The 17,925-nt window shown below is 61.7% G+C and carries 14 protein-coding genes; 4 read left to right on the forward strand and 10 right to left on the reverse strand.

Going from position 1 to position 17,925, the window contains the following annotated elements; genetic code table 11:
* Positions 1–20: 20 nt before the first annotated feature.
* Together OPIT5_13955 and OPIT5_13960 are read left to right on the forward strand one after the other, a co-directional pair.
* The gene (locus tag OPIT5_13955) at positions 21–1,496 is read left to right on the forward strand and encodes a glycogen synthase (protein AHF91146.1); all 1,476 of its coding nucleotides are present in this window, start codon (positions 21–23) and stop codon (positions 1,494–1,496) included.
* 37 nt (positions 1,497–1,533) lie between these two features.
* Positions 1,534–2,595 carry a LacI family transcriptional regulator gene (locus tag OPIT5_13960; GenBank protein ID AHF91147.1) on the forward strand — a complete coding sequence of 354 codons (1,062 nt, stop codon included), beginning with the start codon at positions 1,534–1,536 and terminating at the stop codon, positions 2,593–2,595.
* Positions 2,596–2,619: 24 nt separating this feature from the next.
* On the opposite strand, the gene OPIT5_13965 is transcribed toward OPIT5_13960, so the two are convergent.
* The 8 genes from OPIT5_13965 to OPIT5_14000 all read right to left on the reverse strand — a co-directional run bounded on the left by OPIT5_13965 (position 2,620) and on the right by OPIT5_14000 (position 11,626).
* Positions 2,620–2,871, reverse strand: a complete 252-nt coding sequence (locus tag OPIT5_13965) for a CopG family transcriptional regulator (GenBank protein AHF91148.1) — start codon at positions 2,869–2,871, stop codon at positions 2,620–2,622.
* Complete coding sequence (locus OPIT5_13970; protein AHF91149.1) at positions 2,868–3,287, reverse strand: hypothetical protein; 420 nt, start codon at positions 3,285–3,287, stop codon at positions 2,868–2,870. The genes OPIT5_13965 and OPIT5_13970 overlap by 4 nt, the downstream gene beginning before the upstream one ends.
* 121 nt (positions 3,288–3,408) lie before the next feature.
* Positions 3,409–3,549, reverse strand: coding sequence for a hypothetical protein (locus tag OPIT5_13975; GenBank protein ID AHF91150.1), 141 nt, complete (start codon positions 3,547–3,549; stop codon positions 3,409–3,411).
* A 176-nt stretch (positions 3,550–3,725) separates the two neighbouring features.
* Positions 3,726–6,494: a hypothetical protein gene (locus tag OPIT5_13980; GenBank protein ID AHF91151.1), complete on the reverse strand. Its 2,769-nt coding sequence runs from the start codon at positions 6,492–6,494 to the stop codon at positions 3,726–3,728.
* 170 nt (positions 6,495–6,664) lie between these two features.
* Positions 6,665–7,558 carry an alpha/beta hydrolase gene (locus OPIT5_13985; protein AHF91152.1) on the reverse strand — a complete coding sequence of 298 codons (894 nt, stop codon included), beginning with the start codon at positions 7,556–7,558 and terminating at the stop codon, positions 6,665–6,667.
* 186 nt (positions 7,559–7,744) lie between these two features.
* On the reverse strand, positions 7,745–8,404 hold the full coding sequence (locus tag OPIT5_13990) for an N-terminal cleavage protein (GenBank protein AHF91153.1): 660 nt from the start codon (positions 8,402–8,404) through the stop codon (positions 7,745–7,747).
* Positions 8,405–8,467: 63 nt separating this feature from the next.
* Positions 8,468–10,525: a hypothetical protein gene (locus tag OPIT5_13995; protein ID AHF91154.1), complete on the reverse strand. Its 2,058-nt coding sequence runs from the start codon at positions 10,523–10,525 to the stop codon at positions 8,468–8,470.
* Positions 10,526–10,540: 15 nt separating this feature from the next.
* Entirely contained in the window at positions 10,541–11,626 is a 1,086-nt protein-coding gene (locus OPIT5_14000) for a hypothetical protein (protein AHF91155.1), read from the reverse strand.
* Between OPIT5_14000 and OPIT5_14005 the strand changes: the two genes are divergently transcribed.
* Together OPIT5_14005 and OPIT5_14010 are read left to right on the forward strand one after the other, a co-directional pair.
* On the forward strand, positions 11,592–12,710 hold the full coding sequence (locus OPIT5_14005; GenBank protein ID AHF91156.1) for a LacI family transcriptional regulator: 1,119 nt from the start codon (positions 11,592–11,594) through the stop codon (positions 12,708–12,710). The genes OPIT5_14000 and OPIT5_14005 overlap by 35 nt on opposite strands.
* A gap of 309 nt (positions 12,711–13,019) precedes the next feature.
* Entirely contained in the window at positions 13,020–15,338 is a 2,319-nt protein-coding gene (locus OPIT5_14010) for a hypothetical protein (protein ID AHF91157.1), read from the forward strand.
* Positions 15,339–15,354: 16 nt separating this feature from the next.
* Here the strand turns inward: OPIT5_14010 and OPIT5_14015 are convergent, their stop codons facing one another.
* Together OPIT5_14015 and OPIT5_14020 are read right to left on the reverse strand one after the other, a co-directional pair.
* A complete protein-coding gene (locus tag OPIT5_14015) occupies positions 15,355–16,962 on the reverse strand; it encodes a sugar ABC transporter substrate-binding protein (GenBank protein AHF91158.1) in 1,608 nt (535 codons plus the stop codon).
* Entirely contained in the window at positions 16,959–17,870 is a 912-nt protein-coding gene (locus tag OPIT5_14020) for a hypothetical protein (GenBank protein ID AHF91159.1), read from the reverse strand. Before OPIT5_14020 ends, OPIT5_14015 begins: the two co-directional genes overlap by 4 nt.
* Between the last annotated feature and the right edge of the window lie 55 nt (positions 17,871–17,925).

Below are 17,925 nucleotides of genomic sequence, written 5' to 3' on the forward strand. Positions count from 1 at the left end.
GATCGTGTTCTCTCCCCGGCGTGTCCTCCCTCAGAATACTCTTTGTTTCCCCTGAAGTAGAGCCGTTCGTGAAGGTTGGCGGTCTCGCCGATATGGCGGGTTCGCTCCCCAAGGCGCTGGCGGCGCTGGGGCACGATGTGCGTATCGTCTGCCCGGCCTACGGCTGCGTGAAGATTGGCACCAACTGGCGGGCGCGCCAGGACCCGCTCGGCGTGGACGTGGGGGCGGCGGCCGAGTGGGCGCGCACCTGGGAAACGACGCTGCCGGGCGCCACCGTGCCGGTGCCGGTTTATTTTCTCGAACACCAGCGTTTTTTCGGGCGGCCGGAAGTTTACACCGGCCCGTGGGGCGCGCACGAGGACAATGACCTGCGCTTCACCTTCTTCTCGCGGGCGGCGCTCACGCTCTGCCTGCAACTCGGCTGGATTCCCGACGTGATCCATTGCCACGACTGGACCACCGGGTTCGTGCCGGTTTACCTGAATACGCTCTACCGCGACACGCCGCTCGGGCGGACGGCGTCGATGTTCACGATCCACAATCTGGAACACCAGGGGTTGTTCGGGCGGAGGGCGTTCGACTACTCGCGGTTGCCTGCCGCCGAATTTCGCGCCGACAGCGTGGAGGCGTTTGGCGGGGTCAACATGATGAAGGCGGGCCTCTACCACGCCACGAAGCTTACGACGGTGAGTCCGACCTACGCGCACGAGATCCGCACGCCGGAGGGCGGTTGCGGGCTGCATGACGTGCTGGCGTTTCGCGGTGCGGACCTGATGGGCATCCTCAACGGCATCGACACGTCCTCCTGGAGTCCGGAGATCGACATGAGCCTGCCGGCGACGTACAGCGCGGCCAATTTCACCGGCAAGGCCGTGTGCAAGGCGGCGCTCCAGCGCGAACTCGGCCTGAAGGTCGACCCGCATGTGGCGGTGTTCGGCATCGTGTCGCGGTTCGCCAGCCAGAAGGGACTCGATCTCGTGGCCGAGGCGTTGCCGCACATCGTGCGTCGCATGCATGTGCAGTTCGTCATCCTCGGGGCGGGCGATCCCGGGCTCGAATACATGTTCCGCGGCATGGGCGACGAGTTTCGCGGCCAGGTCGGCACGTATATCGGCTACAGCCCCGGTCTGGCGCGCCTCGTGCAGGCGGGCAGCGATTTTTTTGTGATGCCGAGCCGGGCCGAGCCGTGCGGGCTCACGCAACTCTACGCAATGCGCTACGGCACGCCGCCGGTCGTGCGCGCCACCGGCGGCCTGATCGACACGGTGGAGCAATACGACGAGGCGACCGGCGAGGGCACCGGTTTCCTGTTCAACGACACCAGTGCCGCCGCGCTCTACAACACGGTTGGCTGGGCGTGTTCGACCTACTACGACCGTCCGCACCACGTGCGCCAGCTCCGGCGCGCCGGCATGGCGAAGGATTTTTCGTGGCGCCGCAGCGCCGAGCTTTACGTGGACGCCTATCACTGGGCGATCGCGGCCCGGCGCGAGTGAACCGTGCGAGGCGCCCGGATACCGGTTTCTCCCAGGCATGGCCTCCCCCCCGTCCAACAAGCTTCAGACGATTGCCGACCTCGCGGGCGTATCGCGCATGACGGTGTCGCGGGCGTTGCGCAACCAGCCCAATGTCCGTCAGGAAGTGCGCGAGCGTATCTATAAAATAGCGACAGAGATCGGCTATCGGCCCAATCCGCTGATCTCGACCCTGATGGCCGACCTCAAGCGCCGCCGGGTGAAACGCGTCGCCGAGGTCATTGCTTTTCTCACCGCCGATCCCGAAGGACGCGAGCAATGGCGGCGTTCCGAGACCGTCGCGCTGTTCCACGCCGGTGCCGTCGAGCGCGCGGCGCAGCTCGGTTACCGGCTGGAACATTTCTGGGCCAAGGAACCGGGCATGACGCCGGGCCGGCTCTCGCGCGTGCTCTGGTCGCGCGGGATCAGCGGCGTGTTGCTGGCTCCGTCATGGATGTCCTACCAGCACGACTACCCGGAGTTCGACTGGTCGCACTTCGCGGCGGCCTGCCTCGGCTACACGATGTCGCAGCCCGACCTGCACCGCGCCTGCAACAACCAGTATCTGACGATGCGCAGCGCCCTGCGTCACCTGCGCGAATCCGGTTATCGGCGGATCGGGCTGGCGCTGAGCCGGTCGGACGACAACCGCGTGCTCAATCACTGGCAGGCCGCGTATCTTGCCGATCAGGCCATGCACGATGCGCCGGAGGCCCGCGTCCCGGTTTTCCTGAGCGACGAGGTTCTGGAGCTGCCCTCCAACCGGCGTCCGTTTCAGGACTGGGTGCGGCGGCATGCTCCGGACGGGGTGGTATCGGTGCATCACGGCTTCCTGCGCGACTGGATGGAGGAAGCGGGCCTGCGTGTGCCGGAGGACATCGGCTACGCCGACCTCGATTTGTCAGGCGACATGTTCGGCCGCGTCGCCGGCATGGACCAGAACAGCCGTTTCGTGGGCGCGGCGGCGATCGACCTGATCGTGGGCCAGCACCACCGCAACGAGCGCGGCATCCCGGCGATGCCGACGATCACCTCGGTCAACGGAAGCTGGTGCGACGGGGAGACCGTGCGGGGGCGATGACAGGCGGACGTAATGCGCCGGACATTACCTGACGTTGCCGCGCAGGCGGTCCTGCTCGCCGGGCGTGACATCCGGAATCTTGGCAAGGATACGGCGGATATTGACCTTTGAGCCGCGTCTGGCGCGTTCGGCGAGGTAGCGTTCGGTGTCGAGCGCCGCGAGTTTTTCGGCGACGGCGCTGGAAATAAACTGATTGATGGAAACCCCTTCCTCCCGGGCGAGTTTGCGAGTGTGCTGATGGATGGAATTGGGCAGACGGATACTGAGTGTGCTCATAAGCGGTGAAGGATTTTTTGCAGGCAGGTTTGTGGTGTGATGGCCGTAATTCCGAGGCTGCGACTGCCACGGAAATGGCGAAGATTGAAGGTTACGATCGTGCATGAGCCGGCGGCCAGCGCAGCCTCCAGCATCATGTCGTCTTTCGGATCGGGCAAATGAGGACGCCAGAGAAGATGGATGGCATGAACTTGCGCCATCGAAACCCACCAGTCGATGAATCCACGGATGTCACTGGCTGTGAGATGAGGGAGCAGACCCGGCCGTGACAGGACATCCTCGTATTCCAGAACGAGAGGCACGGTGACCACTGGCACGAGACGTCCGCGGGATGCGTGTTCAATGAGCTGAAACGAAGCTCCCTGTCTCGAACGGAGACCGGAAAGCAGCACATTGGTGTCAATCACGCAGACCATAAAATGGTATCAAGTGTGATACCGTCTGTCTGTCAATCCGGGAAGCGTGCAGACCTGCCTTTCCCGGCAACCTTCATTGATCAAGTTTCAGCGACCGACGAACTTGCTGCGAGGAAAAGACTCACCCCGCGGCGCTGTCCCGCAAGCCGGCATCCACCTTTTTACGGACGTAGATGCCATACATGAGATCTTCCCAATCCGACTTTTCGGGGAGGGTTTTGAGGATCTGACTGGTTTCTCTTTTCAGCTCGGCGCGAGTCATGACAGGTAACAGGGAGGATGCCGGAATCAGGTCGACCGCAACGGACGCGGCATCCCGGTGATGCCGACGATCACCTCGGTCAACGGAAGCGGGTGCGACGGAGAGACCGTGCGGGGGCGATGACGGACGGGCGGGTGTTGTGGGTGCTCACCCAGGCCAGCCGGGTTGGCACGTGATCAGGGTATCGGGTGAAACTTCACGGCATCGACGATAACGCGTCCGGACGTACCCGTATTGTCCACCTCAACATAAACGGCATCGGTCGAGTTTTCCCAGGCGGTGGCTCCATAAGGTCGCCCCGGTTGCCAGGCATTGAAAAAGTACGTGCCGAGATTGATCCAGCCGTCTGGATTGGTCCGTTGATCGACCGTCACGGTTGTGATGCCATCGGCATGCTTGATCCTTACCGGAACCACGGCGGCATTGGCGGCGTCCGGAGGAAAATGGATGGAAACCACATGGTTTCCTGTGGTCAGGATTGCCGGGTAAAACCTTACGTAATGGCCTTTGTTGGCATTATTGTCATGGCGGTAACCTCCGAAAAAGGAGCCGGGTAAGGCGAAATCTTCCAGCCATGCAGCGGGGGAGGAGTACCTGGTTACCGGCGCCAGATACGAATCGTCCACGATGGTGTCTCCGTGCAGCGAAGGCACCGATCCGAACCCGGCAACCGCTTCGCGATAGACATCGAAAGCCGTCTTTCTGGCGCCGAAGCTCCATTGTCCGGCCCCGTCACGCCTGATGGTGCAAAGGCCGTAGCCGGCTTCGTCGCTGAAAGCCGTGCGATTCGGTTCGTCCAGCAATTCATACAGGAAGACCGCCTGCACGCCGGGGAAATTTTCCGTTGCCGGGAAATTCCACATTTCATGCAAAAACTCCGCCACACGTTCCGCCTGAGTGTCCTCGTCGTGCCGATACACGTTGATTCCGATATTGTCCAGGAGTGGTCGCTCGGTGGCTCCATAGCCGCGCACTGTAATGGCCATTTTGTCAAAGATGTCATGGCTTGTATCCGTGACGATGATCGTCGCGAACGCCCCGCCGCCGGCGCCGTCATCAACACGAAGGTTGTTCCTCGTGTCGATGCCATCCCGACGGAAGCGTATCCGTTTCAGGGCAGGATCGCCGTTGCCGAATCCCTGTTGATTATAGCCGGGGCCGTGGGCCAGCAGTGTGGCAATGCCGGCATCGAGCCTGTAGATCGAGATGATCGTATCGTCATTGGCCGGATTATTTCCATTTCCCTGTCGCACGCGGACGCGGTAGCCATTGTCGGAGGCATCCAGCATGTCGCAGTCGATCGTCAGGTTGTGAGATCCATAGCCCGGACCTCCACCATAGCGCCAGTCGTAATCGAAGACCGCCTCCCACGAGTCGCTGACAGCCGGGGAGATTGCCCGGCTCAGGGATTGCGGGCCGCTCGCGTCCTCATTGGAGACGCCTTTCACGCTCCCATATTGCCGCACTTTCCAATTCCCCGACGCGGTCCAGCCGGGGGGAGCTTGTCCGATGACATCGTCATGGAAATCGTCAGACAACACCGACTCCCGCACCAGCGAACCATACCGGCGGTTGGTTTCGGTTATCCAGACCGGCTTGCCATAATCCGAGAGTTTTTTTATCACCCGGCTCGGCGAGCCCGAATCCGTATACCAGTGCCAGCCGAGGATCTCGAATTCGATCCCGAAGGCGACGGCCAGATCGACAAAACCGTAGTGATACCAGCCGCCGGGGCTGGCGAACACCCGCCTGACGGCTGGATCGCCCGCCCGCACGCCGTCGGAAAGCCCCTTGAGGACATTCAGGCAACGCAAGGACTTGTCTGCATCGTAGTCGCCAGGCAATTCTCCGCTGCGGCCTGCCAGGATGCAGCGGTTGTCCAGTTCATTCTCCAGCTCGATGTGGGTAAACACGCCCTGATATTTTTGGGCAAAAGCCCGCCCCCGGTTGTAGGCGGCCGTGTAGATCTCCTGCGGAGTATACTGGATATCCAGCATGTTGACGGGGGAAAACAGGATCGGCAGCACCCGGATCCCTCTCAAATCTGCCGCCACGAGGAGTTGGTCGAGTCTGGCCTCAGCATCGGTCGTCGCGCTGACGCCGACACGGTAGTAGTCGGCTCCGAGTTCATTGATCAAGCCGAGTTGGTCGTCCAGAGAGACCGCGGAGGAGTAGGAGGGAGCGCTGCTGCGGATATGTCCGTTTATTCCCCATACAAACTCTCCCGGACGCACCACACGGATGCTGTCGAGTTGCAGGCGCTCGGCGGCACCAAACGTTGTCTGGAAGACGATTTGATTGAGTGTCCGGATTCCGGCATCGATTCCCGATGCCACCACAACCATGCCGGTTCCCGGATCATATGAGGCGGTCAGTCGGCCGTTCCTCGCATCCCTCGTGAGCCGGATCTGCTTGAGCCGGGGCGCGCCCGCCGGATTCCAGCCTCCCGTGTTGTAGCCCCGGCCTTCTGCGATCAGAGTCGCGATGCCGTTGTCGATTTTGAAGATCCTGATCACCTTCTCTGTATTGGCCGGGTTGTTACCGTTGCCCTGATGCACGCGGATCCGGTAGCCCTGATCCGAAGCCTGGTCGAGCAGGTCGCAATCCACGATCAGTTGGTAACCGCCGTGGCTCGGCCCTCCCCCGTAACGCCAGTCGTAGGAAAAATCCACGCTCCAGGAGTCGCTGACCGGAGAAAACGTGCGACTCAATCCGGAGCGGTTCGTGCCGCTGCTGGTCGCATCCTCATTCACAACGGCCTTGTTGTTGCCATAGGCGCGCACATTCCACTGGCCCGTGGTGGTCCAGCCTGCGGGGGGCGCGCCCTCACCATGCGATTCGAACGTTTCCGAAAGCACCGTGACCGGCGCAGACACGACGCCGGACGGGAACAGAGCCCAGAGAAAGCAGGCGATGCGACAGATGTGTTTTTTGAGGAGATTCATGGGGAAGCCGGAGAGAGTCGGGGGGGGAGGGGGGAAAGAGCGGAGATGCGGGAGATGTTGTAGTTGTTATCTGGATTCACCTGATTTTTTCCGGAACGGAAATGGCAAATCCAGGGGTAATATCCTGAAATACTCTAACGGGGACGCGTCGCCGGCGCTTCGGAGATCTCTTACGGGGTCCACTTGTGGATGAAATCCATCACCGCCACGCCACCCGGGTCGTCGGGAGTGAGCAAGCGATCTTTGATAGAGCCATGACCGCGGTCGGGCACCACCAAGACCGAGATGTTGGGGTTCTTCGCAATGTCATTCGCGGCTGCCACAAAAAGACGCGTCTCTTCCACACGTGCCGGCATGTCTTTATCGCCCACGAGAAACAGGATTGGCGCCATATCCCGGTGTAAATGGTATAGCGGGGCGGCCTCATTGCTGAGGATGGCGAGTCGCGTCAGGCCAAGCTCTTTTCGCACTTGAGAATGGGTGATCAACTGGCCGCTGATGGGGATGTATCCGGCCACGCTTCCGTCAGGCACTCCGGCTTTTCGCAGATAGCGTGCGTCTGCAGCCAGCAGCGCGGCCAGATAACCGCCGGCGGAATGCCCCCCCACAAAGAGCGCCCTTGGGCGCATACCTTTGCTTTCGCCATGCTGCGCGGCCCAGGCGACGGCCTGGGCCGCGTCCTCCACATAGACGGGAAAATCCACCCCGGGATGGCGACGATAAGTGGCGTTGGCCACCGCGATCCCGGCCGACGCAACACGTTGGGCCAGCGCGGCCGTCGACTTACGGGAACCGGTATGAAGGCCCCCCCCATGGAACAAAACAATCAGGGGAAAACCTCCGGCGGGAGAGACCGCGGGAAGGTAGAGATCGAGCCGGCAAAACTCATCGATACCTGCATCGACCACCCCGGCCGGAGCATAATAAATAATGTCACGCTGGATCGTGACCTCGGCCGCACCGAGCACAGCAAACGCCAACAGGGCGAAACTGGCAGCGCCCCATTGCGACAGGCGACGCAGGAAGCAGGATCGGGCGGAAGGGGACTTGAGCGAATGGTGCATAAAGAAGATGAGTAGAGAGTCAGGAGGGGATGTGGGAAATGTTGTAGTGGATTTGATTACACGGCGTCACGTCGCAGGGTGTTGGACGAAATCTCCGTGTGTCCGCGCCACCGGCATGCGGTGCGGAGAGGAGGAGCAGGGGAATGTTACGTGCACGGCTGTCGCCGCGCATGAACAGCGGCGGGATTACGGAGCCTCCGCTCCGCTTTGGCCTTCACTGCGTCGTCCCCAGCGCCTGTCGCTGGCTTCGAAGTCTTCCTTGCGAAAACTCGCAACATGGCCATCGAGAAAGACGAAATTACGCCGCCCGTCCGGATGGAAAACCTGCGTCGGCGTATCCATCGCCTTCTGGTCAATGCCTCCGCCATCCATCTTGTTATAGTCCTGGTTCGCCCAATGCCACTCGGTCAGCATCATGATGCGACTGGGATTTTCGAATTTTTGCAGAACAACGGATTTCGATGTGTCTTCCTTCGGAATCGTCGGAATCATCGCGGGAGTGACATAGGCGTAACTGCGCGGACGCGGTTTGCCTTCCGCGTTTTTGTCGGCCGGGCACGTCAGCGTCTTGCCTGCCTTGTCAACATAACCACCATCCACGAGTTTTCGTGCCCAGCCTCCGCCGGCATTGCGCGCGGGGAAACGTCCCTGATGCTCCTCGGCGAACAGGATCATTGCCAGGCCGACTTGCCGGATGTTTGATTTGCACTGCGTCATCCTGGCGGAGGAACGGACCTTGCCGGTGACGGGGATGATGATCGCGGCGAGAATGCCGATGATGGCAATGACTGTAAGCAGTTCGATCAGTGTGAAACCGGTCTTTTGGTCGGGGTGTGGCGTTTTCATGGGATAGTCTCGGGTTCAGGGAGAAAACAGTGATGGAAGATAAAAGCTGGTGATCGCGAGCCTTCAGGAAGCAGGAGCAATGTTGGCGAAGGTGACTTGTCCGCCACGAGGCGCTCCCTTTCCTGTAGCAGATATACAGATACGGATTTGTTTGAGGGGAAAACGCGGTTTTCCATCGCCGGCGCCTCCCCACGACTGGCCCTTGATGTCGGCCAGATCGATACGGAAGGGTTGCCATTCACCGGTCTGATTGTAAGGCCGCTTGATCTGGAACGTCTGTCCGGTCGAGTCGATCAGGCGAATGGCCAGCAGAAGCGGATTCCCCGATTTGGCGAAAAATCGGATCTCGCCGGCAGACTGTGTAATCCCGAAGGAAGAATCGGCCGAAACGTAACGTCCGCCTCCCGTGAAATCGTAGTCCACAGTCACTACCGGAGTGTCATCCTCGTCGGTGCGGGTGAGCTTTCCGGTAGCGCCGGGAAACTCCTTTCCAGGATTGAACTTCCATGAGCGATCACGGGCGAAGAGAGATACGGCATCATTGGCTGCCGTGGCGTCAGGGGAAGGGGATGTTGTGAGAACAGGGGATCCTGCTGCTGTAGTGGAAAAGTCATCGGTGGCGGGGGTGATGAGCACAGGCGTGTCGGGGACGACGAACTGCTCGAGGATCCAGGTGTTGGCATTCTTTTGCCGGGGAGTCATGGTGCGCGTCTTGCCGGTCCACAGGTCATGGACCTTGAGCGTGCGGAGTGTGAACGCACTGCCGGAAGCGGTGGCGAGTTCGATGTCGGCGTGGCGGGGATGCTGGTCGCTGCCTGCACGCTCGGCGGACCAGAGGGCGATAACAGGCGTTCCCGACTGATCGACAAAATGATGCACAGGAATAGTGCCGGGGGCAGCGATCTTGGTGCCGTCCCAGACGATGGGCCACGCGTCGATACGCTCGGCGTGGGGGAAAACGGTAACCGTGATTTTTGCGTTCCCGGGCGCAGGTTCGCAGGTGGCGAGAGCGGTAGCGACGCGGTTAACGGCGCCGAGGGCGGGTTTGGGCGAGAGATCCCAGTTGATCATGCCGAAATGATGCTGAGCTCTGTTCGGGTCGCGTCCGTCGTTTTTGAAATCATACTGGAAGAGCATGTCCACGCCGAGGCCGAGCGCCTCGACGATGCGACGTTGCAGATACCTGGCCTGCGCTTCTTCGGTAAAGCCGGCGTGAAGCTGCCGGTCCACACCGGAGTAGGTCGTAAAGCCGGTTTCCGTAATCCAGAACTGTTTGGGACCGTTGAAACGTGCGGAACGTTCACGATACATGCGCACCTGGGAGGCGTAGGTTCCGCGCTGGTCTGCCGTGGCGATACCGTCGCGTTTCAGGATGCCATCGGTCGCCGCAAAGAGGACAAGTTCGGGAATGACACGCCGGCTGTAAGGGTGGTCGGCGATGCCGTCCACTTCGGAGGCAATACCGATTTCAAGCATGCGGAAATTGACGGGAGCTTCGGCCCCGAGACCGACAACCGTCATACGCGGATTGGCGGCCTTGATGGCACGGGCGGCGGCGTTGAGGAGTTTGACGTAGTGGTGAACCCAGGGCGAGGTGCTGTTGTCGGGTTCTCGGCCGTTCCACGTGCCGCCGAAGACGGTGCCCATGCCCTTGAAGTTGAAGGGTTCGTTCATGATCTCCATTGCCTGGACCTTGCCGTCGAGTTCCTTCGCGAGCCAGGCAGCGGCGCGGGCATAGGCGTCGGGGTCGTAGATGTTGTCGTAGAGTTTGTTTCCGCGGGTGTTGAACAGAAGCAGGATTTTGAGTCCGGCCTTGTGCGCGGCTTCGATCCAGCGGATGTCGTGTTCGGGGATGACGTAAACGCCTTTTTCCCTTTCGAGCGAAGCCCAGCTGATTTCGTCGCGAATCCAGCTTACCCCCGACTGCGCAATCAACGGCATGACGGTGTCCACGTCCCAACCCTTGCCCGTCTGGTGAAAATGCACACAGGTACCCAGGCGCGGGTGCTTGACAATGGGTTCCGAATCGGTCGCGGCCTGCGCCAGGCAGGCGAATGGCAAGGCGAGAAGTGCCGCGAGCAAAGGAAGGGGTCGGGAGCGTTTGTGCATGGGTAGAAACAAGGGGGAGCGCGCGGTTCAGGAAGACGGGTTACGTTTTCTGATGATACGAACACCCGCGACCACGACCAGCGAGACGAATGCCGTCCAGATCGCAACCGTGCCTGGTTCGGGAATGGGCGTGCCAAAAATGCGCACTTCAAAAATACGTCCGCCATTCTGGCCGTTACTGCTAAAATCATAGGATGTGGACATAAAAAGCGAAAGATTCACATAGCGTCCGACAATGGATTCTGCAGATGAAAAAGTCAGAAGTGATCCAGCAGGAGCGTTGAGGGTGGCTTTCTCGTTACTCCCAAGTTGTGTGAGGGATGAAGAGGAGGTTGGAAAGGTCTCGGATATCCAAACGCTTTGTTTGGTATCGGCTGTATTCCAGCGGCGATTTATGGCATCGGAATAAACGATTTCAACGCTACTGATAGAATAAAGGCCTCCCAAATCAAAAAGCAGATCAAAGCCTTTTTCGAAATTCACCGCTCCATTGTAGCCGGAAACAGAACTGGTGGAGTCAATTACCCCGTCTGTGAGCTCGCCATGGGTGAAGGAAATGGGACCGGCATTGTTGGTCACGCCAAAATTCTGGTTCCATGTGACTGTTGCACCGGCATCCTTGTCCGTAGTGCTCGAATAACTATTGCTTCCTGGAAAGAACGGTACTGTCCAGCGAGCTATGCCATCGTTGGGGTTTTCGGAGGTCACATTCGGGGTGCCCCGTGCGTAGTAGGTGTAGGAGCCGCTGCTGCGGACAGTACTGTTGTCAATCAGCAGATTAACCGGCGTAACCTGGGCGGTGACGAGGACGGGCACGAGCATTGCGCAGGCCGGCAGCGCTGCGTGCACACTGGAGGCAAGACGGGAGAATAATGCGGTACGTATTGATTTCATGATACGAGGCAGGGCTAAGGATTCGGATTTGCGGAAACGGCAGACAGGGCATGGGGCCACCGGAAGGAGGTGGCGTGCCGGAACAGTCTCCCTCGTCAGGCCGGGCGGCAATCCGGGCGGATTGTTACCCGTAACAACGTGGGCGGTGGACAGGGCTCTGCCATCCGTGTGCACTTGCTTGCCGTTGCCGGAGGGCCGGGCCAGCTTCGCCTCCGTCATGAGCAACCGTTCCCCTGCATCCGTTTCCGCACGCGTCACCCTTGCCGATGTCGCCGCTGCCGCAGGGTGCTCGCTCATGACGGTGTCGCGGGCGTTGCGGGGGGAAGGAGTGGTGGCGGAGGCGACGCAGCGGCGGGTGATGGAAACGGCAGTGCGGCTCGGATACCGTCCCGATCCCGAGGTGGCACGGTTGATGGGCAGGCTGCGCGCGAGTCGCGTCGCGGGAGCGGAAGTCATCGCGTGGATCACAGCCGAACCGACGCGCGAAGGCTGGCGGCGCTCGCCGGCGAGCTCCGCGATTTTTGCCGGAGCCGGGGTGCGGGCGCAGCGGCTGGGATTCCGGCTGGAACCGTTCTGGCTGTGCGAGCGTGGCATGACGCCCGCGCGGCTGGGAGGCGTTTTGCGCAGTCGCGGGATTCGTGGCGTGCTCGTCGCCCCGATGCCGAAGTCGGGGACGCGCATCGATGCCGGTTTCGGGTGGGAGCATTTTTCGGCGGCGGCCTGCGGTTTTTCACTCGTGGAGCCGCGCTTGCATCGGGCGTGCAGCCAGCAATACCAGACGCTCGGGATCGCCTGGCACGAACTTTCGCGACGCGGTTACCAGCGGATCGGGTTTGCCCTCTCCGCCGAGTCCAACGAACGCACCGACGGCATGTGGCTCGCCAGTTTTCTTGCCCGGCAACACAATCCGGGAACCCTTGCCTCCGCCTGCCAGGCTGTCCCGCCGCTCGTGATGAACGGATGGGAGCCTGAAAAATTTCTCGGCTGGTTTCGTGAGTTTCGCCCCGATGCGCTCATCGGTGGAGGAGACACCGCCGGCTTCCTGCGCAGGAATGGCGTTCGTATCCCGGATGACTGCGCCTTCGCCCACATCAATATCATCGGACAGCCGGAGTCGGCCGCCGGTGTGGATCATCACATGGAGGAACTGGGAGCGGCGGCATTCGATCTTGTTGTCGAACAACTGCACGCCAACCAGCGCGGTCTGCCCGCCGTGCCGAAGATGGTGATGGTCGAATGTGCGTGGCGCGACGGGCCGGAGGCGCCGGTAAGAGGTTCGTTTTTTACCACTGATACACACTAATGGACACTGATGACTCAACCTGTTCAGGGAGGAACTGAAATTACGTTTTTAACCGCGAATGAACGCGAATAGAAATACGACAAGTTCGTGTTTAAATAATTATATAATTAATTTGTATTTATGAGCTTACGTTCATTTGCGGTTGATCTTCCGGATTGGGAAATGGGTTCTTAACCTGTTTATCAAAAATGGATTCTGTAGTTTTATCAGTGTGCATTAGTGTCCATTAGTGGTTTCCCCTCCGGAATTGTTACGCTAACAATCCACCGCCATTGCCCGCCTCCGGCCTCTGTTTTTCCTGTTTCGACCATGTCCCGAAATCCGTCTTTCGTTTCCCTGCAACTTCTCGCCAACTGGGCGCGCGCCGCCGAGGCCGACTGGAGCGATGTCCCTTCGCCAGCCGGCCAGCCTGCTTTCGGTACGTACGGCACCGGTTACGACGGCTGGGGGGTGCAGACCCAGCAAAAATACGCGGCCGCCCTCGCCGCGCTGGGCTGTCTCGGCGAGCGCATCGGGTTTTCCGATACGGAATGGGCGATCGACCGGGGGCTGGCGGCGCTGCGCTTCAACCTCGCCGGCCACAAGAGCGGGGCCTTTCACTGCACCGACGGCGCAAAGTGGGGACACACGTGGATCAGCGCGCTCGGCGTGGAGCGCATGATGTACGGCGTGCAATTGCTGCAACCCCATTTCACCGAAGCCGACCACGCTGCGCTGCGCGCCATGCTCTGCAGCGAGGCGGACTGGCTGCTGACCGATTATCACCGCGGACCCGAAAAACGCATCACCGCCACCCGCTGGGCGCACGAAGGCGGCAACGACCCCGAATCCAACATCTGGAACGGCGCCCTGCTCTGGCGTACATCGGTGATGTATCCGGATCATCCGCACGCATCCGACTGGCAGGAACGCGCGCATGTTTTCCTGATCAATGGCGTGAGCATCGAGGCCGACGCCACCGACGACCGCATCGTGGCCGGAAAGCCTGTCCGGGAGCGCTACATCGGGCCCTGCTTTTTTCCCAACTACGCGCTCGATCATCACACGTACCTGAATGTCGGCTACATGACGATTTGCGTGAGCAACGCCGCCATGCTGCACCTCGACCTGAAGGCGGCCGGCCTGCCGCGGCCCGAATCACTCGACCACCATCAGGCCGATCTCTGGGCTGTGCTCCGGCAAATGATCTTCGACGACGGACGCCTCGCCCGCATCGGCGGCGATACCCGCGTGCGCTACGCCTATTGCCAGGAATACCTGATGCCGGCGCTCCTCTACGCAGCCGATCACCTCGGTGATCCGTCCGCGATCAGGAAACTCGCGCCGCAACTCGCCCGCATCGAACGCGAGGCGGCTGCCGATCCGGCGGGCAACGGTTATTTCTACGGCGTCCGTCTCGCCGAACTGCGCCGCCAGAGTCCGCTCTACTACACCCGTCTCGAATCCGACCGCGCCTGCGCTCTCGGCATGGTGGCGGCGTATGCGGCTACGCCTAATGAAGAAGGCAGAATGAAGAATGTAGAATGCTCTCAGCCGGCACCTGCGAATAACCTTCGTCATTCTCCATTAGCGCGAAGCACTTGGGCGGAGCCCGAACACGGCGCGGCGCTGCATCGCAGCCCCACGCGTTTCGCCTCGTTTTCGTGGCGCGCCTTCAACCTCGCACAAGGCCTTTGCCTGCCGCCCGACGATGGCCATCTCGCCGAGTGGGAGCACAACCTCGGCGGCCTCGTCGAATTCTGTCACCATGCACACCCGACGCACGGACAGTGGAAACTTCACCGGCGCGTGAACCGCTATCACGTGGACGCTTTTGATGGCGGTTTCGTGACCTGCGGCTCCGTTTACGAAGGCACCGATCTGATTCTCGCCGAAAGCTGGAGCGGCACCGACTCCGCCCTTCATCAGATTGCCTTCGCCGCGTTGCCCGACAATCACACCGTAGTTGCGTTGCAATACTGCCGGATGGGCAACCGCCGCGGTTACGTGGCCGCGATCAAGGGGCTGCACCTCAATGTACCCAACGATCTTTTCAACGATTATCACCGTCGCTTCTTCAGCCAGAGCGGCGAACTCGAACTCGCATCGCCAGCTGCGGCCGAGGAGGTATTGTCGCTTGGCAGCCGCTGGGCGAACATCGAAAACCGCATCGGCGTCGTGGGCCTTCACTCCCCTGACAGGTCTTCGGAGGCGAACACGCTTTCCGTGCATCGCGCGCCCCATCGCCGGGCGGGAGCGTTGCGTTCTCTCCATGTCGAGCACCTCTGCTGGCCGTGCGTGATCGGTCCGAAAAAGTTCGAGGCGGGCGAGACGATTCTGGATGTCGGCTGGGCGGTTCTCTCCTCGGTGGACGCAAAACAGACGGCGGCCTTCGCCGCCGCGCACCCGCCGAAGCAGACGCGGGTGGACACCGGTTTCGAAAACGAAGGTGTTCGCGCGATACGCGTGACCGGCCTGGACGGCGTCCGCTACGTGCTGGTGGCGAATTTCGGAGGAAACTCCCTGACGCTGCCGACAGCCGGGTTTGCCGGAGAGGGCGGGTCGTTGACGGATCTGTCGACCGGAACAGCGGCGGGGAAGGCGTTCGCATTGTCTGCGGGCGAAGCGCGTGTCCTGAAAACCGGATGACACGAGGCGCTTTGTGTCACTCTGCTGTCCCGGCCTGCATGAGCGACAGATAACGGAGGTAATCCGCGTGCAGGTCGTGCTGAAACTCGGCCACTCGCGTCCATGATGACGCCATGGCTGAAGCAGCCGGTTGTCCGGTTGACGACGGCTGTGTTCGCAACAGTCCGAGATGCGCGTCGGCACGCCGGATTTCCTGCTGTTGTCGTGTCACATAAAACGCGAGATCGCGCCGCAGCGCGGCGGGCATTTCGTCGTCGAGCTTTTTCAGGAAGGCTTCGCGGTCGCCGCGCCGGTCGATGAGCGTGTGCAGGTTGCGGTGAAACGCGTTGTGCGCGTGGCTTCCTCCGAATGTAAAAAAATCCACCGTACTGCCCGGTGCTTCGCCATCGAGGCGCGGGGCGAGTTCGGCCGCCCCGGCGGGCGGAGGCACGTCGACGATTGCCGACATGCGCAGGCTCCGCTCCGCAAAGAGCGCCGCCATGCGGTAGCTGCTCAGGAAGCGCAGAAAATCCAGCGCGAGTCCCGGGTGCCGGCTCGTGCGCACGATGCCGAACATCGATTCCGGGTAGCCACCGGCATCCGAAATCGGTCCGAGCGTGAAACGCCCGTAGTCCGGATCGTCCGGCGCCGGCAGGGGAATCGGCGTGATGGCAATGCCGAAGCCGCCTTCCTGCCGGAAGGCGGCATAATCGCCGCTTCCCGCGCAGATCGCCACGGCATTGCCCTGCAAAAAGGCGAACAGGGCATCGTCGCGCTGGAGTTGCTGAAAGCCCGGCGGCATCAGCGCCGTGACGTCGCGGAGGAGATCGAGGCTCGCTTGGTATTCGGATGAACGATACGAGAGGCGGCCTTGCAACATCAGTGCGGCGACTTCCGCCGGACGCAGGTTGAGGGTCTGCATGAGGCTGAGGGCAACGGCGGCCTTTTGCGTCTGGGAGGGGAGCAGCGCATTGAACAGGTACTGCGCATACGGTCCGCAACCGGCCACGGGCACGAGTTTTTTCCCGGTGCTCTCGTTCCAGGCAGTGACCTGGTTTTCGAGGGCGCGAAACGTCGCATAGTCTGTCGGCGGTACGTCCGATCCCGTGACGGACCGGAGCAACGTCTTGTTATAGAAGACGCGCAGGGTGCTGAGCTGGAGATGCACACCGTTCACCTCGCCGGTCGAGGGGGTCAGGGCCTGCATGGAGGCGAGCCCATCGACAAACGTGTCGCGCCAGCGCAGGCCTTGGAGCGGCGTGCCGGCGTTGTGGGGATTGGGGGCGTCGATGAAGCGAGTGAGCGGGAGAAAGTAGCGGTTGATCGTCTCCTCGTTGGCCTGGAGGAGGCCGGTGATGTCGGGCGCGGTGTCGCCGACGAGCTGGGTGCGCATCCACGCCGGCCATACGCGGATGGGGACGGCGACCTGTTCGATCACCACGTCCGGATGCAGTCGCTGGTACTCGGCGGCGGCTTCGGCAAATGCCTCGCGCATGCCCGTGTGCAGCAGCCAGTGGCCGATACGCAGGGTGGTTTTGGCCGGATCGGCGGCGACCCGCCGGTGCGAGACGACATGCCAGAACGAACCGCCGACAGCGGTGGCGATGACGAGTGCGGGCAGCAGAAAACGCAGGCGGGATTTCATGGACGGGCGGGAGTTTTGTGTCCGGAGGCGGCTTGTGCGGATGCCGCCTTCAGTCCGGCGACAAGGCGGCGGACGGTGCCGGTGCGCGGGTCGCGGCGATTGGCTTCGGCGAACGCTTCGTAATGCGCAACGGCGAGCTCCGCGTCGCCTTCCCGTTGGGCGAGGCTGCCGATCATCAGATCGAGTTCGGCGTCGCGGAAGGGTTTTTCGCAAGGGATCCGGCGTGCGGCGAGCAGGTGCGCGATTGCGGGGGCGACGGCCTGCCTGGCCTGCCAGTGAAACCGGGCGAGCACGATGTGCAGCTCGCGCCGGGCCTCCGCGTGCCGCGCGCCGGCGAGAAGTTCTTCGATCCGGGCGACGACGTCGTCCGGCGAGGCGGCCGCGGCGCCGGATGGTTTGTCCGGTTGCGGCGGGCCGAAGGCGAAGATCAGAGCCAGTTGCACCGCCGCCTGGTCGGCGAGTTCATGGCCGGGGTAGTCGCGCACCAGGTTTTCGTAGGCCGTCACCGCGTCGTCCGGACGCGCGGGCGAGCGATGGTCCTGATCGATGCGGGCTGCGAGGTAGCGGCACAGGATGCGTTCTTCGGTTTCCGTCGATGCCGCTTCGGCGGTGTGCATGAGAAGCGCGCGCGCTTTCCCGATGTTGCCTTCGGTGCGCGGCTGCCGGACAAGCAGCGTGCAGGCGTACCCGATGGTGGCGCGGGCGTCGTCGGGAGCGGCGGCATGCATCTGCGCAAACCGCGCGTCGGCGGTGGCGTAATCGAGCCGCAAGGCGATGCTCCAGGGATTTTCGCCGTCGCCGCCGTTTTTCTCTCCCGCGGCGGATGGTGCGGAAAGAGCCGGGGCAGCCAGGGTGATGGCGGAGAGCGCTGCGCATGGCAAAAGGAGACGGGGAGCGGGGATGTTCACGGAAAAAGAAAAAGGGGAGGGCAGCCGGTCCGGTTCGGGAAAACAACATTGACCA

The sequence above is a fragment of the Opitutaceae bacterium TAV5 genome, assembly GCA_000242935.3.
Lineage (GTDB): Bacteria > Verrucomicrobiota > Verrucomicrobiia > Opitutales > Opitutaceae > Geminisphaera.

Excerpts from the sequence above, each read along its gene's own strand:
- OPIT5_13960 (AHF91147.1), top strand. The coding sequence starts at position 1,534 with ATGGCCTCCCCCCCGTCCAACAAGCTTCAGACGATTGCCGACCTCGCG.
- OPIT5_13965 (AHF91148.1), bottom strand. The coding sequence starts at position 2,871 with ATGAGCACACTCAGTATCCGTCTGCCCAATTCCATCCATCAGCACACT.
- OPIT5_13970 (AHF91149.1), bottom strand. The coding sequence starts at position 3,287 with ATGGTCTGCGTGATTGACACCAATGTGCTGCTTTCCGGTCTCCGTTCG.
- OPIT5_13975 (AHF91150.1), bottom strand. The coding sequence starts at position 3,549 with ATGACTCGCGCCGAGCTGAAAAGAGAAACCAGTCAGATCCTCAAAACC.
- OPIT5_13980 (AHF91151.1), bottom strand. The coding sequence starts at position 6,494 with ATGAATCTCCTCAAAAAACACATCTGTCGCATCGCCTGCTTTCTCTGG.
- OPIT5_13985 (AHF91152.1), bottom strand. The coding sequence starts at position 7,558 with ATGCACCATTCGCTCAAGTCCCCTTCCGCCCGATCCTGCTTCCTGCGT.
- OPIT5_13990 (AHF91153.1), bottom strand. The coding sequence starts at position 8,404 with ATGAAAACGCCACACCCCGACCAAAAGACCGGTTTCACACTGATCGAA.
- OPIT5_14000 (AHF91155.1), bottom strand. The coding sequence starts at position 11,626 with ATGACGGAGGCGAAGCTGGCCCGGCCCTCCGGCAACGGCAAGCAAGTG.
- OPIT5_14010 (AHF91157.1), top strand. The coding sequence starts at position 13,020 with ATGTCCCGAAATCCGTCTTTCGTTTCCCTGCAACTTCTCGCCAACTGG.
- OPIT5_14015 (AHF91158.1), bottom strand. The coding sequence starts at position 16,962 with ATGAAATCCCGCCTGCGTTTTCTGCTGCCCGCACTCGTCATCGCCACC.